The sequence below is a fragment of the Streptomyces ficellus genome, assembly GCF_009739905.1.
In the GTDB taxonomy this organism is placed as follows: Bacteria; Actinomycetota; Actinomycetes; order Streptomycetales; family Streptomycetaceae; genus Streptomyces; species Streptomyces ficellus_A.
This window is the reverse complement of sequence record NZ_CP034279.1, coordinates 1848489-1867595: the sequence shown is the minus strand read 5'-3', so window position 1 is coordinate 1867595 and position 19107 is coordinate 1848489. Positions and strand designations below refer to the sequence as shown.

The following is a 19107-nucleotide window of genomic DNA, read 5'->3' as shown; positions in this document are numbered from 1 at the left end:
CCGGCGGCGTTACCGGGGCTCCCCTACCCGTAACCCGAGGCCGCCGGCCCCGAGGAGGCGAGCCCGGAGGGGCCACGCCCCCCACCCACCGGGGGTCACCGGGCCGAGGCACCGCCCGCAGGCGAACCGGGAACGGGCACCGCCCCAGGGCGAACCGACGACAGGCACCGCCCCGGTCCCGTTGTGCCCACCCGTCCCGCCCTAGCGGGACGATTGCCCACAACGAGACCGGCAGGGTGCTTGCCCACAACGGGGCCGGGGACCCGGCGGGGCACCCGCCCACAGCGAGCCCAGCTGGGCACCCGCCCACAGCGAGCCCAGCTGGGCACCCGCCCACAGCGAGCCCAGCTGGGCACCCGCCCACAACGGGGCGGGGTGGGCGCCCCTGCGGGCGAGCCCGTAACGGGAGGGCGGGCGAGACGGGGCTCCGCCCCACCGGCCGGGCCGGGAGCGCGCCGTTCCGCCGTGAGGCGCTCGCGCTGGCCTGCCGTTCGCGGCGGGTCGCCAGGTACAGTGCCAGGACCCGTATGGAACGCATGGTGAGGCCCCCTCGTGTTGACGCAGACCACCACCCGGGTCCTCGAGCCCAGCGACCTCGGCGCCGCGCTCGCCGTGCTGGAGAGCGAGCCCGTCGACAACGCGTTCGTGACCTCCCGCGTGCAGGTCGCGGGGCTGGACCCGTGGCGCCTCGGCGGCGAGATGTGGGGCTGGTACACCGACGGCCGTCTCCGCTCGCTCTGCTACTCCGGCGCGAACCTGGTCCCGATCTGCGCCACCCCCGAAGCAGTCCGCGCGTTCGCGGACCGCGCCCGCCGGGCCGGGCGCCGCTGCTCGTCGATCGTCGGCCCGGCCGAACCGACGGCCCAGCTGTGGCGGCTCCTCGAGCCGAGTTGGGGCCCCGCCCGGGACGTCCGCGCGCACCAGCCGCTGATGGTGACCGACCGGCCGTCCCCGGACGTCGAGCCCGATCCGTTCGTCCGCCGGATCCGCAAGGACGAGATGGACGTGATCATGCCGGCGTGCGTGGCCATGTTCACGGAGGAGGTCGGCGTCTCGCCGATGGCGGGTGACGGCGGCCTGCTTTACCAGGCGCGCGTCGCGGAACTCGTCGGCACCGGCCGCTCCTTCGCCCGCATCGAGGACGGCAAGGTCGTCTTCAAGGCGGAGATCGGCGCGGCGACCCCGCAGGCCTGCCAGATCCAGGGCGTCTGGGTGGCGCCCGAGTACCGCGGCCGGGGCCTGTCGGAGACGGGTATGGCGGCGGTGCTGCGGTACGCGCTCGCGGACGTCTCGCCGGTGGTCTCGCTGTACGTCAACGACTACAACCTGCCGGCCAGGGCCGCGTACCGCCGCGTCGGGTTCCAGGAGGTCGGCGCCTTCATGAGCGTGCTCTTCTGATCCGCTTGTAAGGTTCGGTCGCATGGATGACGTCGTGGTCCGACCGCTCGACCTCGCCGCGCACGTGGACGCCGCGCTCGCGGTGCAGGCCCTCGCCTTCGGGCTGTCCGAGGACGAGGTCGCGGTGCGCCGCCACATCGTGCTGCGCCATCTCCAGAGCCCGGGGGCGTGCGCCTACGGGGCGACGACGCCCGCCGGGCGGCTGGTCGGGTTCGTGTACGGGATGCCCAACGATCGTTTGCACTGGTGGTCGACGGTGGTCCAGCCGTATCTGGTCCGGGAGGGCCACGGCGGCTGGCTGGACGATTCCTTCGTCATCACCGAGCTCCACGTGCACCCCGGTTTCCAGGGCCGGGGCGTGGGCCGTGAGCTGATCACCACGATCACTGACGCCGCCGAGCAGCCCCGGTCGATCCTCTCCGCGATCGACGTGGAGAATCCGGCCCGGTTCCTCTACCGCGCCCTGGGCTACCAGGACCTGGCCCGCCGGGTGCATTTCCCGAGCGCCGCGAAGCCGTACGCGGTGATGGGCGCGCCGCTGCCGCTACCGCGCCGGGCGGGGTCCGCCGGGCGGAACTGATTTCCGCCGACAGCCGCCCCGGAGCTAACCTCCTAGCCATCACACTTTTCACCGCAGGAGAGTTTCCCATGGCCCAGGCCCAGGTCCAGCGCATGTCCCGGTTGATGGTCAAGACACTGCGCGACGACCCGGCGGACGCCGAGACGCTCAGCCACAAGCTGCTCGTTCGCGCCGGTTACGTCCGCCGCAACGCCGCGGGCATCTGGTCGTGGCTGCCGCTGGGCATGAAGGTCCTGGAGAACGTGTCGCGCGTGGTGCGCGAGGAGATGGACGCGATCGGCGCGCAGGAGGTCCTGCTGCCCGCGCTGCTGCCGAAGGAGCCGTACGAGGCGACGGGCCGCTGGAACGAGTACGGCGCCGAACTGTTCCGCCTCCAGGACCGCAAGGGCGGCGACTACCTCCTGGGCCCGACCCACGAGGAGATCTTCACGCAGCTGGTCAAGGACCAGTGCACGTCCTACAAGGACCTGCCGGTGATCCTCTACCAGATCCAGACGAAGTACCGCGACGAGGCGCGTCCCCGTTCGGGCATCCTGCGCGGCCGTGAGTTCCAGATGAAGGACTCGTACTCCTTCGACACCACGGACGAGGGCCTGGCGGAGTCGTACGCGCTGCACCGCGAGGCGTACATCAAGATCTTCGACCGGCTCGGCCTGCGCCACAAGATCGTTTCGGCGGTGTCGGGCGCGATGGGCGGTTCCGCGTCGGAGGAGTTCCTGGCCCCGGCCGCCGCCGGTGAGGACACCTTCGTCTACTGCCCGAACTGTGACTACGCCGCCAACACCGAGGCCGTCACGTTCAAGCAGCAGCCCGAGGACCCCGCGGCGCACGGCCCGGTCGAGGAGCTGGACACCCCCGACACGCCGACCATCGAGACCCTCGCCGCGCACCTGGACGTCCCGGCCTCCCACACGCTGAAGAACCTGCTGGTCAAGGTGGACGGCGAGATCGTGGCCGTCGGTGTGCCCGGCGACCGCGAGGTGGACCTCGGCAAGCTGGAGGACCACCTGGCCCCGGCCACCGTCGAGCTGGTCACCGCGGAGGACTTCGAGGGCCGCGACGACCTGGTGCGCGGCTACGTCGGCCCGCAGGGCCTGGACAAGGTCCGGTACCTCGCCGACCCGCGCGTCTCGTCCGGCACGGCCTGGATCACCGGCGCCAACAAGCCCGGCAAGCACGCGAGGAACGTCGTCGCCGGACGTGACTTCGAGGTCGACCAGTACCTGGACGTCGTGGTCGTGGAGGAGGGCGACCCCTGCCCGAACTGCGGCTCCGACCTGAAGATCGACCGCGCCATCGAGATCGGCCACATCTTCCAGCTGGGCCGCAAGTACGCCGACGCCTTCCAGCTCGACGTCCTTGGCCAGAACGGCAAGCCGGTCCGCGTCACCATGGGCTCGTACGGCATCGGCGTCTCCCGCGCGGTGGCGGCCCTGGCCGAGCAGCACGCCGACGAGCAGGGCCTGTGCTGGCCCCGCGAGATCGCCCCGGCGGACGTGCACGTCGTGGCGGCCGGCAAGGCGCTCCAGACGGAGCTGGCGCTGGACGTGTCGGAGAAGCTGAAGGCGGCCGGCCTGCGGGTCCTGGTGGACGACCGGGCTGGGGTGTCGCCGGGCGTGAAGTTCACGGACGCGGAGCTGATCGGCGTACCGAAGATCCTCGTCGCGGGCCGCCGTTCCGGTGAGGGCGTTGTCGAGCTGAAGGACCGCCGCACCGGTGAGCGCGAGGAGCTGACGGTCGACGAGGCGATCGCCCGCCTCTCGGCGTAACGCGCGCACGCGCCACTCCGCACCGGGCGCCGGGCCCACGCGTCCCGGCGCCCGGTGCCCGGCCCGGAGCCGCCCGACGCACGCGTCACCGTCGCCCGGCACCCCGTTCCGAGCCGCCCGCGCCCGTGGCGCTCCGCGCCGTCGCGCTCCGCGCTCAGATGCAGCCCGCCGTACCGGCGTCGTCGTCCCGTACCTGGGGCGCCGGCGCCGCTGCCGTTTCGCGGGGCGCGTCGACCAGGTCGTGCAGGTGGGGGTCGTGGACGTGCAGCGACGGCTGCTCCGGGGCGGCGTGCCGCCGGTCCGGCGAGGCCGGCGAGGCCGAGGCCGAGGCCGACGGGTCCTGCGCGGCCCGCTCCAGGAAGCGCAGCAGCTCCACCGGGAACGGGAGCACCAGCGTGGAGTTCTTCTCGGCGGCGACGGCCACGATGGTCTGGAGCAGCCGCAGCTGGAGGGCGGACGGGGTGTCCGACATGACACCGGCCGCCTCGGCGAGCTTCTTCGACGCCTGGAGCTCCGCGTCCGCGTTGATGACCCGGGCCCGCCGCTCGCGGTCGGCCTCGGCCTGGCGGGCCATGGAGCGCTTCATCGTCTCCGGCAGCGAGACGTCCTTGATCTCGACCCGGTCGATGGTCACGCCCCACTCGACGGCCGGGTTGTCGATCATCAGCTCCAGCCCCTGGTTGAGCTTCTCCCGGTTGGAGAGCAGGTCGTCCAGGTCGCTCTTGCCGATGATGGAGCGCAGTGAGGTCTGCGCGATCTGGGAGACCGCGAACCGGTAGTCCTCGACCCGGATGATCGCCGCCGCGGCGTCCACGACCTTGAAGTAGATCACCGCGTCGACCCTGACTGTGACGTTGTCGCGGGTGATGCCGTCCTGGGCGGGCACCGGCATGGTGACGATCTGCATGTTCACCTTGTGCATCCGGTCGACGAACGGGACGACCATGGTGAACCCCGGTGCCCGCACACCGCTGCGGAGCCGGCCGAAGCGCAGGACCACGCCCTTCTCGTACTGCTTGACGACCTTGGCGGCCGCCGCGACGTAGACGAGGGCGGCCGACCCCAGCACCGCCGCCGTTACCAGCAGTTCCTCGACCATGACAGCCCTCCCGTCCAACCGGGTGGTAGGGATGCTTTACGCCCAATATCGCACCAATCGGGCGATAACACCTATAGGGCTGAACGGGGAGTGCGGGGGAGCCGTCCCTACAGCCAGCCGGCGAACTCCAGCAGCAGCTCGCCGTCCTGCCGCCGCCCCGCCGCGAGGGCCCGCGTACCCGACTCCACGGCCCGGAACAGCGTCCACCCGCGCAGCCGCTCACGGTCCACGTCGAGCGAGTCGGCCAGCTTGTTCACCCGGCGGCGGCCCGACGCCGCGCCCGACGCCGCCGCGACGAGGTCCTCGACCCGGTCCCGGACCAGCCGGGCCAGGTCGTACGCCCGCTCACCGACGAGCGGCTCCGGCCCGACCGCCAGCCACGGCGCCCGGTCACCGGCCAGCACCTTGCCCTGGCGGAAGTTGCCGTGCAGCAGCAGCTCCTCCGGGGCGTCGGCGACGAGCCCGTCCCGCGCGTCGAGCGCCGCCGCCACCAGCCCGGCCGTCTCCGCGTCCTTCGCCGCCCGCATCGCCTCCGCCTGCCGCGCGGTCCGCTCGGCGACCGACTCGAACCCGTGGCCCTCGGCCGGCGCCACCCACAGCTTGCGCACCGTGCCCGCGGCCTCCAGCAGCGCCTTCGCCTCGGGCAGCGAGCGCAGGCTCACCTCGGTGTGGAGCCGCTCCAGCAGCAGGTCGGGACCCGCGCCGTCCAGCGGCCGCACGGCGCCCCAGCCGTCCCAGTGCGTGAGCGCCGCCCGCTCCAGGTCGGGCGCGGCGAACGGCGGCGCGACCTTCAGCGCGGCGGGGGTGCCGTCCGGCAACGTGACGAGCACGACCAGGCTGCTGCGCCCGCCCGGCGCGATGACCCGCTCGACGTCCAGACGCCGCAGGTCCACCGCCTCCCGGGCGAGCTCGGGCAGCCGGGCGAGCCAGTCGCCGGCGGCCGCGTCCCCGTACGTCTCGCCGAGTGCCCGCACCAGTCGCTGTGGCGCTTCAAAACCCATGCGTGCGTTGTTCCCTCTCGGAGCCGCGGCTCACAGTGGCCGGGGCTCGCGTTCCTCGTGGACCGGGCTCAGCTCCGCTCGGCGAGCCCAGGAAAGGCTACGCCGGTGCCGCGCCAGCGGACCGCCCGCACCGCTGCTTCCCGCAGCGCGCTCGCCGCCTCCCGCCGCAGCGGGCCGTCCGTGGCCCGTACGAGGTCGGAGTAGACGCCCGCGACGCGGTCCTCCAGTTCGGCGGCCAGCCGTACGGCCGCGGCCGCGTCCGGCACCGGGAACGGCAGCGTGTACGCGGCGGCGGACGCGGCGGGCTTCCCGCCCAGCTCGCGGACCGATCGCGCCAGCGCGTCCCGCCGGGCCCGGTGCGCGGCGTACGCGGCGCTCGCCTCCGCCGCGCGCGTGTCGCCGATCCGGCCGCCGACGACCCCGTACCCGTACACCGCGGCGTGCTCGGCGGCCAGCGCGGCCTGCGCGGCTTCGAGGGCCTTCCCGTCCGGGGCCTCACCGGTCACGGCCGCCTGCTCGTTCATGCCGGGCTCCCCTCGCCGGTCAGGAGGTACGCGTGCGTGGCCTTCGCGGCGGCGACGGACGCGAGCAGCCGCGCGTACTCGGGCGGTGCGCCGAGCAGGGCCGCGGCGTGCGCGTCGGCGGCCCGCCGTGCCGCCGCGGCCAGCTCCGCCACGGCGGCGACCGGGTCGGCGGGCACGGGGGAGGGGGCGGTGGAGGCGCCCGCGCGGGCCGGGGCGTCCGCCGGGGCGCTCGGGGCCGGGGGCGAGCCGCCCGGCGCGAGCGCCGTGACGTGCGCCGCCACGGCCGCGCGCAGCGGCGCCAGCCGGGCGGCCAGCGAGGGGTGCGCGGCGAGGACGTCGTCGTACCGGGTCAGCAGCGCCGTGCTCGTCGCCGCCGACCGGCGCCGCAGGGCGGCCTCGGCGCGGGCGGCGGCGCGCTCGGACGCCGGGGCCGTCCCCGTACCGCCCGGTCCGCCGGGTGTGCACGCGCCGAGCACACCGGCCGCGGCGACCGCGCCCGTCGCGACGAGGGCGCGTCTGCGTGTCGTTCCCGTGGACCCCACGCGTCACTCCTTCCGCCGTGAACCGCCATGACCAGCACGATCCGAAGATCACCGCAGGCGAGCGTACCCGCGGCCCGTCGGGAGGTGGACGGCAACACCCCCCGCGACCGGATACCCTTTGGTCTGACACGCGACGATCCCACAACAGCACACGCGGCCGAGGAGTCACCCGGATGAGCACCACCCAGAGCGAAAGGCTGCGCGGGCTGCTGGAACCGCTGGTCAGCGCAGAGGACCTGGACCTCGAGGAGATCGAGGTGTCCCGGGCGGGCCGGCGGCGGATGCTGAGGATCGTCGTGGACTCGGACGAGGGCGTGGAGCTCGACGCCTGTGCCGAGCTGAGCCGCGCCATCTCCGAGAAGCTCGACGAGACGGACGCGATGGGCGACGAGGAGTACGTCCTCGAAGTCAGCTCGCCGGGCGCGGACCGCCCGCTGACCGAGCACCGCCACTACGTACGCGCCACCGGCCGCCTGGTGAAGTTCCAGCTGCACGAGAGCGGCGAACTGGTGGCCCGCATCCTCTCCGTGGACGACGAGGGCCTCGATCTCGAGGTGCCGGGCGTGAAGGGGCGCAAGCCCACCGCCCGCCGCGTCGCGTTCCCGGACATCGCGAAGGCGCGCGTGGAGATCGAGTTCAACCGCAAGGACAAGAAGGAAGAGGAGGCGTAGCCGTGGACATCGACGTGAAGCTCCTGAGGGGCTTGGCACAGGAGAAGGAGATCGCCTTCGACCTGCTGGTCGAGGCCATCGAGTCGGCCCTCCTCATCGCCTATCACCGCACCGAGGGAGCCCGCCGCCACGCCCGTGTCGTGCTGGACCGGCAGACCGGTCACGTGACGGTGTGGGCGAAGGAGGACCCGGCGGACCTGGAGGAGGGGCAGGAGCCCAAGGAGTTCGACGACACGCCGTCGGACTTCGGCCGCATCGCGGCGAGCACCGCCCGCCAGGTCATCCAGCAGCGGCTGCGCGACGCCGAGAACGACGTGACGTTCGGCGAGTACGCCCGCCGCGAGGGCGACATCGTGGCCGGCCAGGTGCAGCAGGGCAAGGACCCGAAGAACGTCCTGGTGAAGCTGGACGACAAGCTCGAGGCGATCCTGCCGGTGCAGGAGCAGGTGCCGGGCGAGGACTACACCCACGGCCTGCGGCTGCGGACCTACGTGGTCCGGGTCGCCAAGGGCGTGCGCGGTCCGTCCGTCACCCTTTCGCGTACGCATCCCAATCTGGTGAAGAAGCTGTTCGCGCTGGAGGTCCCGGAGATCGCGGACGGTTCCGTCGAGATCGCGGCGATCGCCCGCGAGGCCGGACACCGCACCAAGATCGCGGTCAGGTCCACCCGTTCGGGCCTGAACCCCAAGGGCGCCTGCATCGGCCCGATGGGCAGCCGGGTACGGAACGTGATGGCCGAGCTGCACGGCGAGAAGATCGACATCGTCGACTGGTCGGACGACCCGGCCGAGATGGTCGCCAACGCGCTGTCCCCGGCCCGGGTGTCCAAGGTGGAGGTCGTCGACCTCGGTGCCCGGTCCGCCCGGGTGACCGTGCCGGACTACCAGCTGTCGCTGGCCATCGGCAAGGAGGGGCAGAACGCCCGCCTGGCCGCGCGCCTGACCGGCTGGCGGATCGACATCCGCCCGGACACCGAGCAGCCGGCCGACGACCAGGGCTGACCCGCTACGGGGAACAAGAACCCGCCATGGTCACGTTGCGCTATGGCGAGATCACGACAACAACCGTTCGATTCTTGCCCCAAAGGGGTGAGGTCGGTGCGGGGAGGTAGACTTAAACGTGTCTGGCCGGACGCATGCCCGCGCCTGCCCTGAGCGAACCTGTGTGGGGTGCCGGGAGCGAGCGGCCAAGCGCGATCTGCTGCGGATCGTGTTGATCAAGGGCGAGTGCGCCCCCGATCCACGCGGTACGCTGCCCGGCCGGGGTGCTTATGTGCATCCCGCCTCGGTCTGTCTCGACCTGGCGGTCCGCCGCCGGGCGTTCCCCAGGGCCCTCAGGGTCCAGGGACCGCTCGACCTGGCGGACGTCCGCCGGTACATCGAGCAGTCGGCACCGTAAGAAGAAGTACGGCACGGAACACCGTGCGGTCAGGTACCTCGCGAGTTGGAAGTAGGTCGAGATTGCGATGAGCACTCGATGAGTACGCGATGAGTACGCCCATGAAGTAGCGACGGTCCGGCGGTAACCCGGACCTAAAAGGAGCGAAGTGGCTAAGGTCCGGGTATACGAACTCGCCAAGGAGTTCGGTGTGGAGAGCAAGGTCGTCATGGCCAAGCTCCAGGAACTCGGTGAATTCGTCCGTTCGGCGTCTTCGACCATCGAAGCGCCGGTTGTACGCAAACTGACCGACGCGCTGCAGGGGCCCGGCGGCAACGCCGGCAAGTCCGCAGCGAAGCCCGGCGCGCCCCGCAAGGCCGCGCCTGCCAAGCCCGCCGCGCCCTCCCCGGCGCAGGCGGCACGTCCCGCCGCCCCGAAGCCCGGCGCACCCGCGCCGAAGCCGGCGGCGGCCGAGAAGCCCGCGGCGCCGGCCCCCGGCCCGCGGCCCACCCCGGGTCCGAAGCCCGCGGCGGCGCCCAAGCCGGCGCCCGCCTCGCCGGCTCCGGCCAACCCGGAGTTCACCGCGCCCCCGTCGGCCCCGGCCGCCGGTCCCCGGCCCGGTGCCACGCCCGGTCCCCGTCCCGCCGGCCGCCCCCAGGGCGAGCGCGGTCAGGGCGGCGAGCGCGGCGGCCGCCCCGGCGGCGCCCCGCGCCCCGGTGGCGAGCGCCAGGCCCCCCGTCCGGGTGCCCCGCGTCCCGCGGGCCCGCGCCCGGGCAACAACCCGTTCACCTCTGGTGGCTCCACCGGCATGGCGCGCCCGCAGGCGCCCCGTCCGGGCGGTGCCCCGCGTCCCGGTGGCCCCGGTGCCCCGGGTGGTCCGCGTCCGCAGGGCGCCGGTCAGGGCGGTCCCCGTCCGCAGGCCGGTCCCGGCGGTCCCCGCCCGACCCCGGGCGGCATGCCCCGTCCGCAGGCCCCGCGTCCGGGCGGTGGCCCCGGCGGCAACCGCCCGAACCCGGGCATGATGCCGCAGCGTCCGGCTGCCGGTCCCCGCCCCGGCGGTGGCCCCGGTGGCGGTCGTGGTCCCGGTGGCGGCGGTGGCCGTCCCGGCGGCGCCGGTCGTCCCGGTGGCGGCTTCGCAGGTCGTCCGGCCGGTCCCGGCGGCGGTGGCGGCGGCTTCGCCGGCCGTCCCGGCGGCGGTGGCGGCGGTCGTCCCGGTGGTCCCGGTGGCGGTGGCGGCGGCTTCGGCGGTCGTCCCGGCTTCGGTGGCCGACCCGGCGGCCCCGGTGGCCGTGGTGGCACGCAGGGCGCGTTCGGCCGTCCCGGCGGTCCGGCGCGTCGTGGCCGCAAGTCGAAGCGGCAGAGGCGCCAGGAGTACGAGGCCATGCAGGCCCCGTCGGTCGGCGGCGTGATGCTGCCCCGCGGCAACGGCGAGACCGTTCGCCTGTCGCGCGGTGCGTCCCTCACCGACTTCGCGGAGAAGATCAACGCCAACCCGGCGTCGCTCGTCGCGGTCATGATGAACCTCGGCGAGATGGTCACCGCCACGCAGTCCGTCTCCGACGAGACGCTGCAGCTGCTCGGCGACGAGATGAACTACCAGGTTCAGATCGTCAGCCCCGAGGAGGAGGACCGCGAGCTGCTCGAGTCCTTCGACCTCGAGTGGGGCGAGGACGAGGGCGGCGAGGAGAACCTCGCGTCCCGTCCGCCGGTCGTGACCGTCATGGGTCACGTCGACCACGGTAAGACCCGACTGCTGGACGCGATCCGCAAGACGAACGTCGTCGCGGGCGAGGCCGGCGGCATCACGCAGCACATCGGTGCGTACCAGGTCGCCACCGAGGTCAACGGCGAGGACCGCAAGATCACCTTCATCGACACCCCGGGTCACGAGGCGTTCACCGCCATGCGTGCCCGTGGTGCGAAGTCCACCGACATCGCGATCCTCGTGGTCGCGGCCAACGACGGTGTGATGCCCCAGACGATCGAGGCGCTGAACCACGCCAAGGCGGCCGACGTGCCGATCGTGGTCGCGGTCAACAAGATCGACGTCGAGGGTGCCGACCCGGTCAAGGTGCGCGGTCAGCTGACCGAGTACGGCCTGGTGGCCGAGGAGTACGGCGGCGACACCATGTTCGTCGACATCTCCGCCAAGCAGGGTCTGCACATCGACTCCCTGCTGGAGGCCGTGATCCTGACGGCCGACGCCTCGCTCGACCTGCGGGCCAACCCGGAGCAGGACGCGCAGGGCATCGCCATCGAGGCCCACCTGGACAAGGGCCGCGGCGCCGTCGCGACCGTCCTGGTCCAGCGAGGCACCCTGCGGGTCGGCGACACGATGGTCGCGGGCGACGCCTACGGCCGCGTCCGCGCCATGCTCGACGACAAGGGCGAGAACGTGGAAGAGGCGGGTCCCTCGACCCCGGTCCTCGTCCTCGGCCTCACCAACGTCCCGGGCGCCGGCGACAACTTCCTGGTGGTCGACGAGGACCGTACGGCCCGTCAGATCGCCGAGAAGCGTGCCGCCCGCGAGCGGAACGCCGCGTTCGCCAAGCGCGTGCGCCGCGTCTCCCTCGAGGACCTGGACAAGGTGCTCAAGGCCGGCGAGATCCAGCAGCTCAACCTCATCATCAAGGGTGACGCTTCCGGTTCCGTCGAGGCGCTCGAGTCGTCGCTGCTCCAGCTCGACGTCGGCGAAGAGGTCGACATCCGCGTCCTGCACCGCGGTGTCGGTGCGGTCACGGAGTCGGACATCGACCTGGCGATGGGCTCCGACGCCATCGTCATCGGCTTCAACGTCCGCGCGGCCGGCCGTGCCGCGCAGATGGCGGAGCGCGAGGGCGTCGACGTCCGGTACTACTCGGTGATCTACCAGGCCATCGAGGAGATCGAGGCGGCCCTCAAGGGCATGCTCAAGCCGGAGTACGAAGAGGTCGAGCTCGGTACGGCGGAGATCCGCGAGGTCTTCCGCTCGTCCAAGCTGGGCAACATCGCGGGTGTCCTCATCCGTTCCGGCGAGGTCAAGCGCAACACCAAGGCGCGCCTCATCCGCGACGGCAAGGTCATCGCGGAGAACCTCAACATCGAGGGTCTGCGCCGGTTCAAGGACGACGTCACCGAGATCCGCGAAGGCTTCGAGGGCGGTATCAACCTCGGAAACTTCAACGACATCAAGATCGACGACGTCATCGCGACGTACGAGATGCGCGAGAAGCCGCGCGGCTGATCCAGCAGCGGCAGCCGGGGCCGGTCGGCGGAAGTATTTCCGTCGATCGGCCCCGGCCGTTGCGTGTACGGTTCTTGGTGTCCCTGCCAAGCGGTTGGCGGGGCACTGAACCCGAACCGGCGGGACATCCGGGCACACATGTACGTGGGGACCCTGTCCTTCGACCTGCTCCTCGGCGACGTACGGTCGCTGAAGGAGAAGCGCTCCGTCGTCCGCCCGATCGTCGCGGAACTCCAGCGGAAGTTCGCGGTGAGCGTGGCGGAGACCGACTCCCAGAACCTCCACCGGCGGGCCCGGATCGGTCTCGCGGTGGTGTCCGGGGACGTCGGGCACCTGACGGACGTGCTGGACCGGTGCGAGCGCATGGTCGCCGGCCGGCCCGAGGTGGAGCTGCTGTCGGTACGACGGCGCATGCACACCGATGAAGACTGAAAGCGCGTGCCGCGCTGCGGCATGAGTGACGAACGTAGGACGAAAGAGGAGAAGGACCGGTGGCCGACAACGCGCGGGCCCGCAAGCTGGCCGATCGCATCCAGGTCGTGGTCGCGGAGACCCTGGACCGGCGTATCAAGGATCCGCGACTGGGCTTCGTGACCATCACGGACGCCCGCGTCACCGGCGACCTGCGGGAGGCCACGGTCTTCTACACGGTCTACGGCGACGAGGAGGAGCGGGCCGCCTCGGCGGCGGCCCTGGAGTCCGCCAAGGGCATCCTGCGCTCCGAGGTGGGCAAGCAGACCGGTGTCCGCTTCACGCCCACCCTGACCTTCGTGCCGGACGCCCTCCCGGACAACGCCCGCACCATCGAGGACCTGCTCCACAAGGCCCGGGCCAAGGACGAGGAAGTGCGCGAGGTGTCGACCGGCAAGACCTACGCCGGCGAGGCGGACCCGTACCGCAAGCCGGAGGACGAGTCCGAGGACGAGGACGGGCACGGGCGCGAGGGCGAAGCCTCGGAATGACACAGCACAACAGGACGCCCGACGGGCTTGTCATCGTCGACAAGCCGTCGGGCTTCACTTCGCACGACGTCGTCGCCAAGATGCGCGGGATCGCCCGGACCCGCCGCGTCGGACACGCGGGGACGCTCGACCCGATGGCGACCGGCGTACTGGTCCTCGGCGTCGAGAAGGCCACCAAGCTCCTCGGTCACCTCGCACTGACCGAGAAGGAGTACCTCGGCACCATCCGCCTCGGCCAGGACACCGTCACCGACGACGCGGAGGGCGAGATCACCTCGTCCACCGACGCCTCCCGGGTCACCCGCGAAGCCGTCGACGCGGAGGTCGCCAAGCTCACCGGCGACATCATGCAGGTGCCGTCCAAGGTCAGCGCCATCAAGATCGACGGCAAGCGGTCGTACGCCCGCGTCCGGGGCGGCGAGGAGTTCGACATCCCGGCCCGCCCGGTGACCGTCTCCTCCTTCCGGGTGTACGACATGCGCGACGCCGTCGCGGAGGACGGCACCCCCGTCGTCGACCTCGTCGTCTCGGTCGTCTGCTCCTCCGGCACCTACATCCGCGCCCTCGCCCGCGACATCGGCGCCGGGCTGGGCGTCGGCGGCCACCTCACCGCGCTCCGGCGCACCCGCGTCGGCCCGTACAAACTGGACACCGCGCGGACGCTGGACCAGCTCCAGGAGGAGCTGACCGTCATGCCGATCGCCGACGCCGCCGCGGCGGCGTTCCCCCGCTGGGACGTCGACGAACGACGCGCCAAGCTCCTCCTGAACGGCGTACGCCTGGACATGCCCGCGTACGACACGGCCCCGGTCGCCGTCTTCGGCCCGGAGGGCCGGTTCCTGGCGCTGGTCGAGGAGAAGAACGGCAAGGCGAAGAGCCTGGCCGTCTTCGGCTGACGGGGACGGGGACGGGCGCGTTCTTGGGCTCACGCCCACGGGCGGGCCGGGTTCGGGCTCGGCCCGGTGGGCCGGGCCCGGCTCGGCCCGCGCGCCTGGGCCCGGCTCGGCCCGGCTGGTCCGGCGCGCCTGGGTCCGGCTCGGCTTGGTGGGACCCGGCTTGGTCCGGCTCGGCTCGGTACGGCGTGGTCCTGTGCGCCCGGTTCAGCTCGGTCGGCCGGCGGACGCCACCGGTCGGGGCCGGTGGTGGGGCTGCGGGCCGGACCTGGGGATTCATCGTGGAGCGGGCAGCGGGTGGTTGCCGGTCTCCGGGCCGGGACACCCCCCGCCCGCTCCACGATCCCCCTCTTCAAGGGTCTATCCGCCCGGGACACCGGATTCACCCGGTTGGCCAGGCGCTCGGAGTGAATGGCGGGAGCACTCGGGGGCGCTTTTCCCCGGCGTCCTTCTCGTGGTGATCAACACCGTCCTACCGTCGAACCATGGAACGCGGGGAACGGGCGACGCTGGTGCGGATCTCTGATCCGGCGGGCCGGACCCGCGGGGCCGGCTTCGTCGCCGATCACGAGGGCACGGTCGTCACCAGCCACGAAGCCGTGGACGGGCTCGTACGGGTCGTGGTGCGCGCACCGGGCGACGAGCGGGGCTTCGTGGCCGAGGGCGACGCGATCGTCCCGCTGCCCGAGGCCGACCTGGCGCTCATCCGCACCGAGGGGCTCGCCGTCGAACCGCTGCCGGTCGCCGGCCGGGGGCGGGTCGAGGAGGGGACGTACGTACGGATCGCCGCCCGGGGCTGGCGCGAGGCGCGGGTGCTCGGCACCGCGCGGGTGACCTACACGGCGGCCGACCGGTTCCACCTCCTCGGTGACGCGCTGGAGCTCGCCATCGGCACCGAGGGGCGCGAGGCGCTCAGGCTCGGCGGAGAAGCCGCGGGCGGGCCCGTGCTGGACGCCGAGACCGGCACGGTGCTCGGCGTGCTCGGCACCGCGCTGCACGCCGGGCACCGGGCCGCCGGGCTCGCCGTACCGCTCGCGCGGATCGCCGCCGCCACGCCCGACGGGCCGCTCGCCGCGCTGCTGCGCCGCAACGCCGCCACCGTCCCCGCGTACGGCGACGACCTGAACCTCGCCGGCGCGCTCCACCTCACCGCCACCACCGGCACGCCCCCGGGCGGACCCGGCGCCTGCCCCGAACCGGTCGAACGGCGCGCCGTCACCCGGGAACTCGACACGTTCGCCGGGTCGGACGCCGTGGCGTTCGCCCTCGTCGGCGACCCCGGCAGCGGCCGCACCACCGAACTGCGCGCCCTCGCCCACCGCCGCGCCCGCGACGAGGCACCCGCCCCCACCCTCCGGCTGCGCGGCGCCGACCTGCGCGCCGACGACACCTCCCTCGCCGACGCGGTCACACGGGCCCTGCGGCAGGCCGGCCGGATCGTCGCCTGCTCCGGCGCGCCCGGCGACATGGGCACCGCCACACCCGCACGGGTGGCACGCCTCGCCCGCGACTGGGGCCGCCCCCTGTTCGTCCTCCTCGACTCCCCGGAGGAGATGCCGCCCCTCCTGGCGCACCGGCTCGCCGAATGGACCACCGGGACCGTCGCCTGGCTCCGCGCCCACCACGTCCGGCTCGTCGTCGCCTGCCGCCCCGAACACTGGGAACAGGCCGGCGCCCTCTACCCCGCCGGGGCTCTGTACCGGCCCGGGCGCCCCGCGTGGCGGCTCCCCGACGCGCTGCGCATCGGCGACCTGTCCGGGCGTGAGGCCCGGAGGGTGCGCGAACACCACGGACTGCCCGTCGACGCCCTCGCCGCCGACGACGCCCGGCACCCCCTGGCGCTGCGGCTCCTCGCCGACGTACGCGACGCCCTGCCCGGCGGCGAACCCGGCGGCGAACCCGGCGGCGAACCCGGCGACGAACCAGGCGGCGTACCCGGGCGGTCCGGGCGGCACGAGGTGTTCGCCGCCCACCTCGACCTGACCTGCCTGCGGATCGCCGTCCGCGTCGCCGCCGCGTCCCGGCCCCCGCTGCGCGGCACCGCGGTACGGCGGCTCGCCGCCCGGGCCGCGGGCCGCGTCCACGAGGCCGCCCGCCGCTGCCTCGGGCCCGGCCAGGGGGAGCTCGACCGGGAGGCCTTCGAGGAACTGTTCCCCTGGGCGACCGGATGGGCCGCCGCCGTCCTCACGGAGGGCCTCCTCGTCCCGGCCGGCGGCGGCTACCGCTTCGCCCACGAAGAGGTCGGCGACTGGATCCAGGGCGCCCACCTGGACCTCGACGCGGCACTCGACGCACTCGTCCACCGCGACGCCCCGCAGGCCCTGCCCGTCCCGCGCCACCGGATGGGCCCCGTCCTCCAGGCACTGCTGCTCCTCGACCGCGTCCACGGACCCGCCGCCCTGGCCACCCGCCTGGAGGGCCTGGTCGACGCCCTCGACCGGCCCGCTGACGCCGACGCCGCCTGGTGGGCGAGCCGGCTCCTCGCCGAAACCCTCCTCAGACTCCCCGACGTACGGCCCTGTCTGGGCGTGCTGCGACTCCTCGCGGAACGCCTCACCACCGCGGCGGGCCACGGCGGGGGCCTCGCGGAGTCCGGGCCTGGATTCGAGGAGTTCGGGCCCTGGTTCTGGGAACGGCTCCGGCTCGGCGAGGACGACCGCGTCGACCTGCTGCGGCGCCTCGTACCCGCCGACGGGCCGCCCGGCACACGCGACCAGCCCCGCTATCTTGACGCCGTCGCCGTACGCCTCGCCGTCGACCCCCGCGGCGTACAACCCCTGCTGTGCCGCTGGTTCACCGACGAGCGGCCGCTGCCCGCACAACCCGGCGCCCAGGTGCGGCCGACCGTCGCCGGCGCCGCGCAGGCCCTGCTCTACACCCACCGCGACCTGGCCGTCGACGACCTGTGCGAGGCGCTCGTCACCACCGCCCACCCCCGCGCCGACGAACTGCTCGCCACCCTCGCCGAGGACGAGCCCGCCGCGCTGTGCCGGGCCGTCGACCGGTGGGCCCACGACGACACCCGGCCCGGCCGCCGCGTCGCCGCCGCCGCGTACGGCAGGGTGGCCGCCGCCCACGCCACCACCGACACCGACCGCGAGCTGCTCCGGTACGCCGCACTCGCCCTCCTCGCCCGCCCCGGCGACCAAGCCCTGCACGGCACGGCCCTCGGCCTCCTGGTGACCGACCGGCACAGCCGCGGCCACCACCTCCGCCAGGCCCTGGCCGCCTTCCGGGCCGGCGACCCCGGGCTGCCCCCGAGCACCCTCGCCGCCGCCCTCACCACCCACCCCGAGCCGGTCCTCGCCGCCTTCCGCGCCCGGCTCCTGGCCGGCGGGCCGGACGCCGGCGCCGTACTGGAGGAACTCGCCGCCGTCCGCACACCCGCCCTCGCCCGCCGCGCCGCCGCGCTCGTCCGCGCCTACGTCCACCACCACCCCGACGGCGCCGCCCACGCCGCCCACTACGTCGACCGGCGCCTCGAGCAGGGCCCCTCCGCCCGCGCCGTGCTCTTCCCGCTCGTCAGCGACCTGCTGCGGGGCTGCCCCGTGGAGGTCCGCGGCGCACTCGCCCCCGTCCTCGCGGCACCCGGCACCCGCGCGTCGCGCCCCCTGCGGGACGAGCTCCTCGACGTACTCCTGGAGTACGAGCAGTACGAGCGCCGCGACCTCGCCGTGCTCGACGCGCTGCTGCGGGCGGCCGCCCTCGGCGCCGGGCGGCGGCCCGAGGCACGCACCCGTGAGCTCGTCCACCGCACCGGGCTGCTCCTCGTCCGCACCCCCGAGGGCGCGACCTGCTTCGACCGGCGGCTCGTCGAGCTCGCCCGCGAGGCGCCCGGATTCGCGGAACTGGTCGCCGGATGGCTGCGGCAGGCCCCCGCGGACTGGGCCTTCGTGGTCGGCCCCAGCGCCCGCCGCACCGTCGAGAACCTGGGCGGGCCCGACCACCCGCCGGTGCGTCCGCCCGCTCACCCCTCGGTCCATCCGCCGGTCCATCCGATGCCGATGCGGGCCGGGAGCCTCGGGCATGGCAGTCTTAGACCTGCGTAAGAGGTCAATGACGTACACGGGTTCGGGCGAGGAGCGGTCACAGTGCAGCGCTGGCGTGGCTTGGAGGACATCCCCCAGGACTGGGGGCGCAGCGTCGTCACCATCGGCTCCTACGACGGAGTCCACCGCGGACACCAGCTGATCATCGGCCGGGCCGTCGAACGCGCGCGCGAGCTGGGCGTACCTGCGGTCGTCGTCACCTTCGACCCGCACCCCTCGGAGGTCGTCCGCCCCGGCAGCCACCCGCCGCTGCTCGCCCCGCACCACCGGCGCGCCGAGCTGATGGCCGGCCTCGGCGTCGACGCCGTGCTCGTCCTGCCGTTCACGGCCGAGTTCTCGCAGCTGTCGCCCGCCGACTTCATCGTCAAGGTCCTCGTCGACAAGCTGCACGCCCGCGCCGTCATCGAAGGCCCGAACTTCCGCTTCGGCCACAAGGCGGCGGGCAACGTGGACTTCCTGCGCGAGATGGGCGGCACATACGACTACGAGGTCGAGGTCGTCGACCTGTACGTCCGCGGTGAAGCGGGCGGCGGCGAGCCCTTCTCGTCCACCCTGACCCGGCGGCTGGTCGCCGAGGGCGACGTCGAGGGCGCCGCCGAGATCCTCGGCCGGCCCCACCGCGTCGAGGGCGTCGTCGTCCGCGGCGCCCAGCGCGGTCGCGAGCTGGGCTACCCGACCGCGAACGTCGAGACCCTGCCGCACACGGCCGTCCCCGCGGACGGTGTGTACGCCGGCTGGCTCACGGCGGCGGGCGAGCGCATGCCGGCCGCGATCTCCGTCGGTACGAACCCGCAGTTCGACGGCACGGAGCGGACCGTCGAGGCCTACGCCATCGACCGCGTCGGCCTCGACCTGTACGGGCTGCACGTCGCGGTCGACTTCCTGGCGTACGTACGGGGCCAGGAGAAGTTCGCGTCGATCGAAGCGCTGCTGGAAGCGATCGGCGCGGACGTCAAGCGCTGCCGCGACCTCACCTCCGGCCGGTAGGCCAAGTCGTTCCGCCGGTCTCGTTGTGGGCA

Annotated in this window: 16 protein-coding genes; 12 read left to right on the top strand and 4 right to left on the bottom strand. The window is 73.7% G+C overall.

The features are described from left to right. Positions 1-552 precede the first annotated feature (552 nt). From EIZ62_RS07990 to EIZ62_RS07980, 3 genes are all read left to right on the top strand, one after another. Complete coding sequence (locus tag EIZ62_RS07990; RefSeq protein WP_156692018.1) at positions 553-1398, top strand: GNAT family N-acetyltransferase; 846 nt, start codon at positions 553-555, stop codon at positions 1396-1398. Between the two features lie 22 nt (positions 1399-1420). Further along, positions 1421-1978 carry a GNAT family N-acetyltransferase gene (locus EIZ62_RS32820; RefSeq protein ID WP_156692017.1) on the top strand — a complete coding sequence of 186 codons (558 nt, stop codon included), beginning with the start codon at positions 1421-1423 and terminating at the stop codon, positions 1976-1978. A 68-nt stretch (positions 1979-2046) separates the two neighbouring features. Continuing rightward, positions 2047-3747 (top strand): proline--tRNA ligase, encoded by a 1701-nt coding sequence (locus EIZ62_RS07980; protein ID WP_156692016.1) that lies wholly within the window; start codon positions 2047-2049, stop codon positions 3745-3747. A 154-nt stretch (positions 3748-3901) separates the two neighbouring features. On the opposite strand, the gene EIZ62_RS07975 is transcribed toward EIZ62_RS07980, so the two are convergent. From EIZ62_RS07975 to EIZ62_RS07960, 4 genes are all read right to left on the bottom strand, one after another. After that, a complete protein-coding gene (locus tag EIZ62_RS07975; RefSeq protein ID WP_156692015.1) occupies positions 3902-4846 on the bottom strand; it encodes a slipin family protein in 945 nt (314 codons plus the stop codon). A gap of 107 nt (positions 4847-4953) precedes the next feature. Next, complete coding sequence (locus EIZ62_RS07970; protein WP_156692014.1) at positions 4954-5847, bottom strand: aminoglycoside phosphotransferase family protein; 894 nt, start codon at positions 5845-5847, stop codon at positions 4954-4956. Positions 5848-5915: 68 nt separating this feature from the next. Then, a complete protein-coding gene (locus EIZ62_RS07965) occupies positions 5916-6371 on the bottom strand; it encodes a ferritin-like domain-containing protein (protein WP_156692013.1) in 456 nt (151 codons plus the stop codon). Further along, on the bottom strand, positions 6368-6913 hold the full coding sequence (locus EIZ62_RS07960) for a hypothetical protein (RefSeq protein WP_156692012.1): 546 nt from the start codon (positions 6911-6913) through the stop codon (positions 6368-6370). The genes EIZ62_RS07965 and EIZ62_RS07960 overlap by 4 nt, the downstream gene beginning before the upstream one ends. Before the next feature lie 173 nt (positions 6914-7086). On the opposite strand from EIZ62_RS07960, the gene rimP reads away from it, so the two are divergent. The 9 genes from rimP (at position 7087) to EIZ62_RS07915 (ending at position 19075) form a co-directional block, all read left to right on the top strand. Next, complete coding sequence (gene rimP, locus EIZ62_RS07955) at positions 7087-7584, top strand: ribosome maturation factor RimP (protein ID WP_156692011.1); 498 nt, start codon at positions 7087-7089, stop codon at positions 7582-7584. Between the two features lie 2 nt (positions 7585-7586). Continuing rightward, complete coding sequence (gene nusA / locus EIZ62_RS07950; protein WP_156692010.1) at positions 7587-8585, top strand: transcription termination factor NusA; 999 nt, start codon at positions 7587-7589, stop codon at positions 8583-8585. Positions 8586-8703: 118 nt separating this feature from the next. After that, positions 8704-8982 (top strand): YlxR family protein, encoded by a 279-nt coding sequence (locus tag EIZ62_RS07945; RefSeq protein ID WP_156692009.1) that lies wholly within the window; start codon positions 8704-8706, stop codon positions 8980-8982. A 148-nt stretch (positions 8983-9130) separates the two neighbouring features. Next, a complete protein-coding gene (infB, locus tag EIZ62_RS07940; protein ID WP_156692008.1) occupies positions 9131-12184 on the top strand; it encodes a translation initiation factor IF-2 in 3054 nt (1017 codons plus the stop codon). 138 nt (positions 12185-12322) lie between these two features. Further along, positions 12323-12616 (top strand): DUF503 domain-containing protein, encoded by a 294-nt coding sequence (locus EIZ62_RS07935; protein ID WP_156692007.1) that lies wholly within the window; start codon positions 12323-12325, stop codon positions 12614-12616. Positions 12617-12675: 59 nt separating this feature from the next. Then, entirely contained in the window at positions 12676-13146 is a 471-nt protein-coding gene (gene rbfA / locus EIZ62_RS07930) for a 30S ribosome-binding factor RbfA (protein ID WP_156692006.1), read from the top strand. Next, on the top strand, positions 13143-14042 hold the full coding sequence (gene truB, locus EIZ62_RS07925) for a tRNA pseudouridine(55) synthase TruB (protein ID WP_156692005.1): 900 nt from the start codon (positions 13143-13145) through the stop codon (positions 14040-14042). The genes rbfA and truB overlap by 4 nt, the downstream gene beginning before the upstream one ends. 482 nt (positions 14043-14524) lie before the next feature. Beyond that, positions 14525-18088 (top strand): S1 family peptidase, encoded by a 3564-nt coding sequence (locus EIZ62_RS07920; RefSeq protein ID WP_156692004.1) that lies wholly within the window; start codon positions 14525-14527, stop codon positions 18086-18088. Between the two features lie 42 nt (positions 18089-18130). Further along, positions 18131-19075, top strand: a complete 945-nt coding sequence (locus EIZ62_RS07915; protein WP_156692003.1) for a bifunctional riboflavin kinase/FAD synthetase — start codon at positions 18131-18133, stop codon at positions 19073-19075. Positions 19076-19107 lie beyond the last annotated feature (32 nt).

Excerpts from the sequence above, each read along its gene's own strand:
- EIZ62_RS32820 (WP_156692017.1), top strand. The coding sequence starts at position 1,421 with ATGGATGACGTCGTGGTCCGACCGCTCGACCTCGCCGCGCACGTGGAC.
- EIZ62_RS07980 (WP_156692016.1), top strand. The coding sequence starts at position 2,047 with ATGGCCCAGGCCCAGGTCCAGCGCATGTCCCGGTTGATGGTCAAGACA.
- EIZ62_RS07975 (WP_156692015.1), bottom strand. The coding sequence starts at position 4,846 with ATGGTCGAGGAACTGCTGGTAACGGCGGCGGTGCTGGGGTCGGCCGCC.
- EIZ62_RS07970 (WP_156692014.1), bottom strand. The coding sequence starts at position 5,847 with ATGGGTTTTGAAGCGCCACAGCGACTGGTGCGGGCACTCGGCGAGACG.
- EIZ62_RS07965 (WP_156692013.1), bottom strand. The coding sequence starts at position 6,371 with ATGAACGAGCAGGCGGCCGTGACCGGTGAGGCCCCGGACGGGAAGGCC.
- rimP (WP_156692011.1), top strand. The coding sequence starts at position 7,087 with ATGAGCACCACCCAGAGCGAAAGGCTGCGCGGGCTGCTGGAACCGCTG.
- EIZ62_RS07935 (WP_156692007.1), top strand. The coding sequence starts at position 12,323 with ATGTACGTGGGGACCCTGTCCTTCGACCTGCTCCTCGGCGACGTACGG.
- truB (WP_156692005.1), top strand. The coding sequence starts at position 13,143 with ATGACACAGCACAACAGGACGCCCGACGGGCTTGTCATCGTCGACAAG.
- EIZ62_RS07920 (WP_156692004.1), top strand. The coding sequence starts at position 14,525 with ATGGAACGCGGGGAACGGGCGACGCTGGTGCGGATCTCTGATCCGGCG.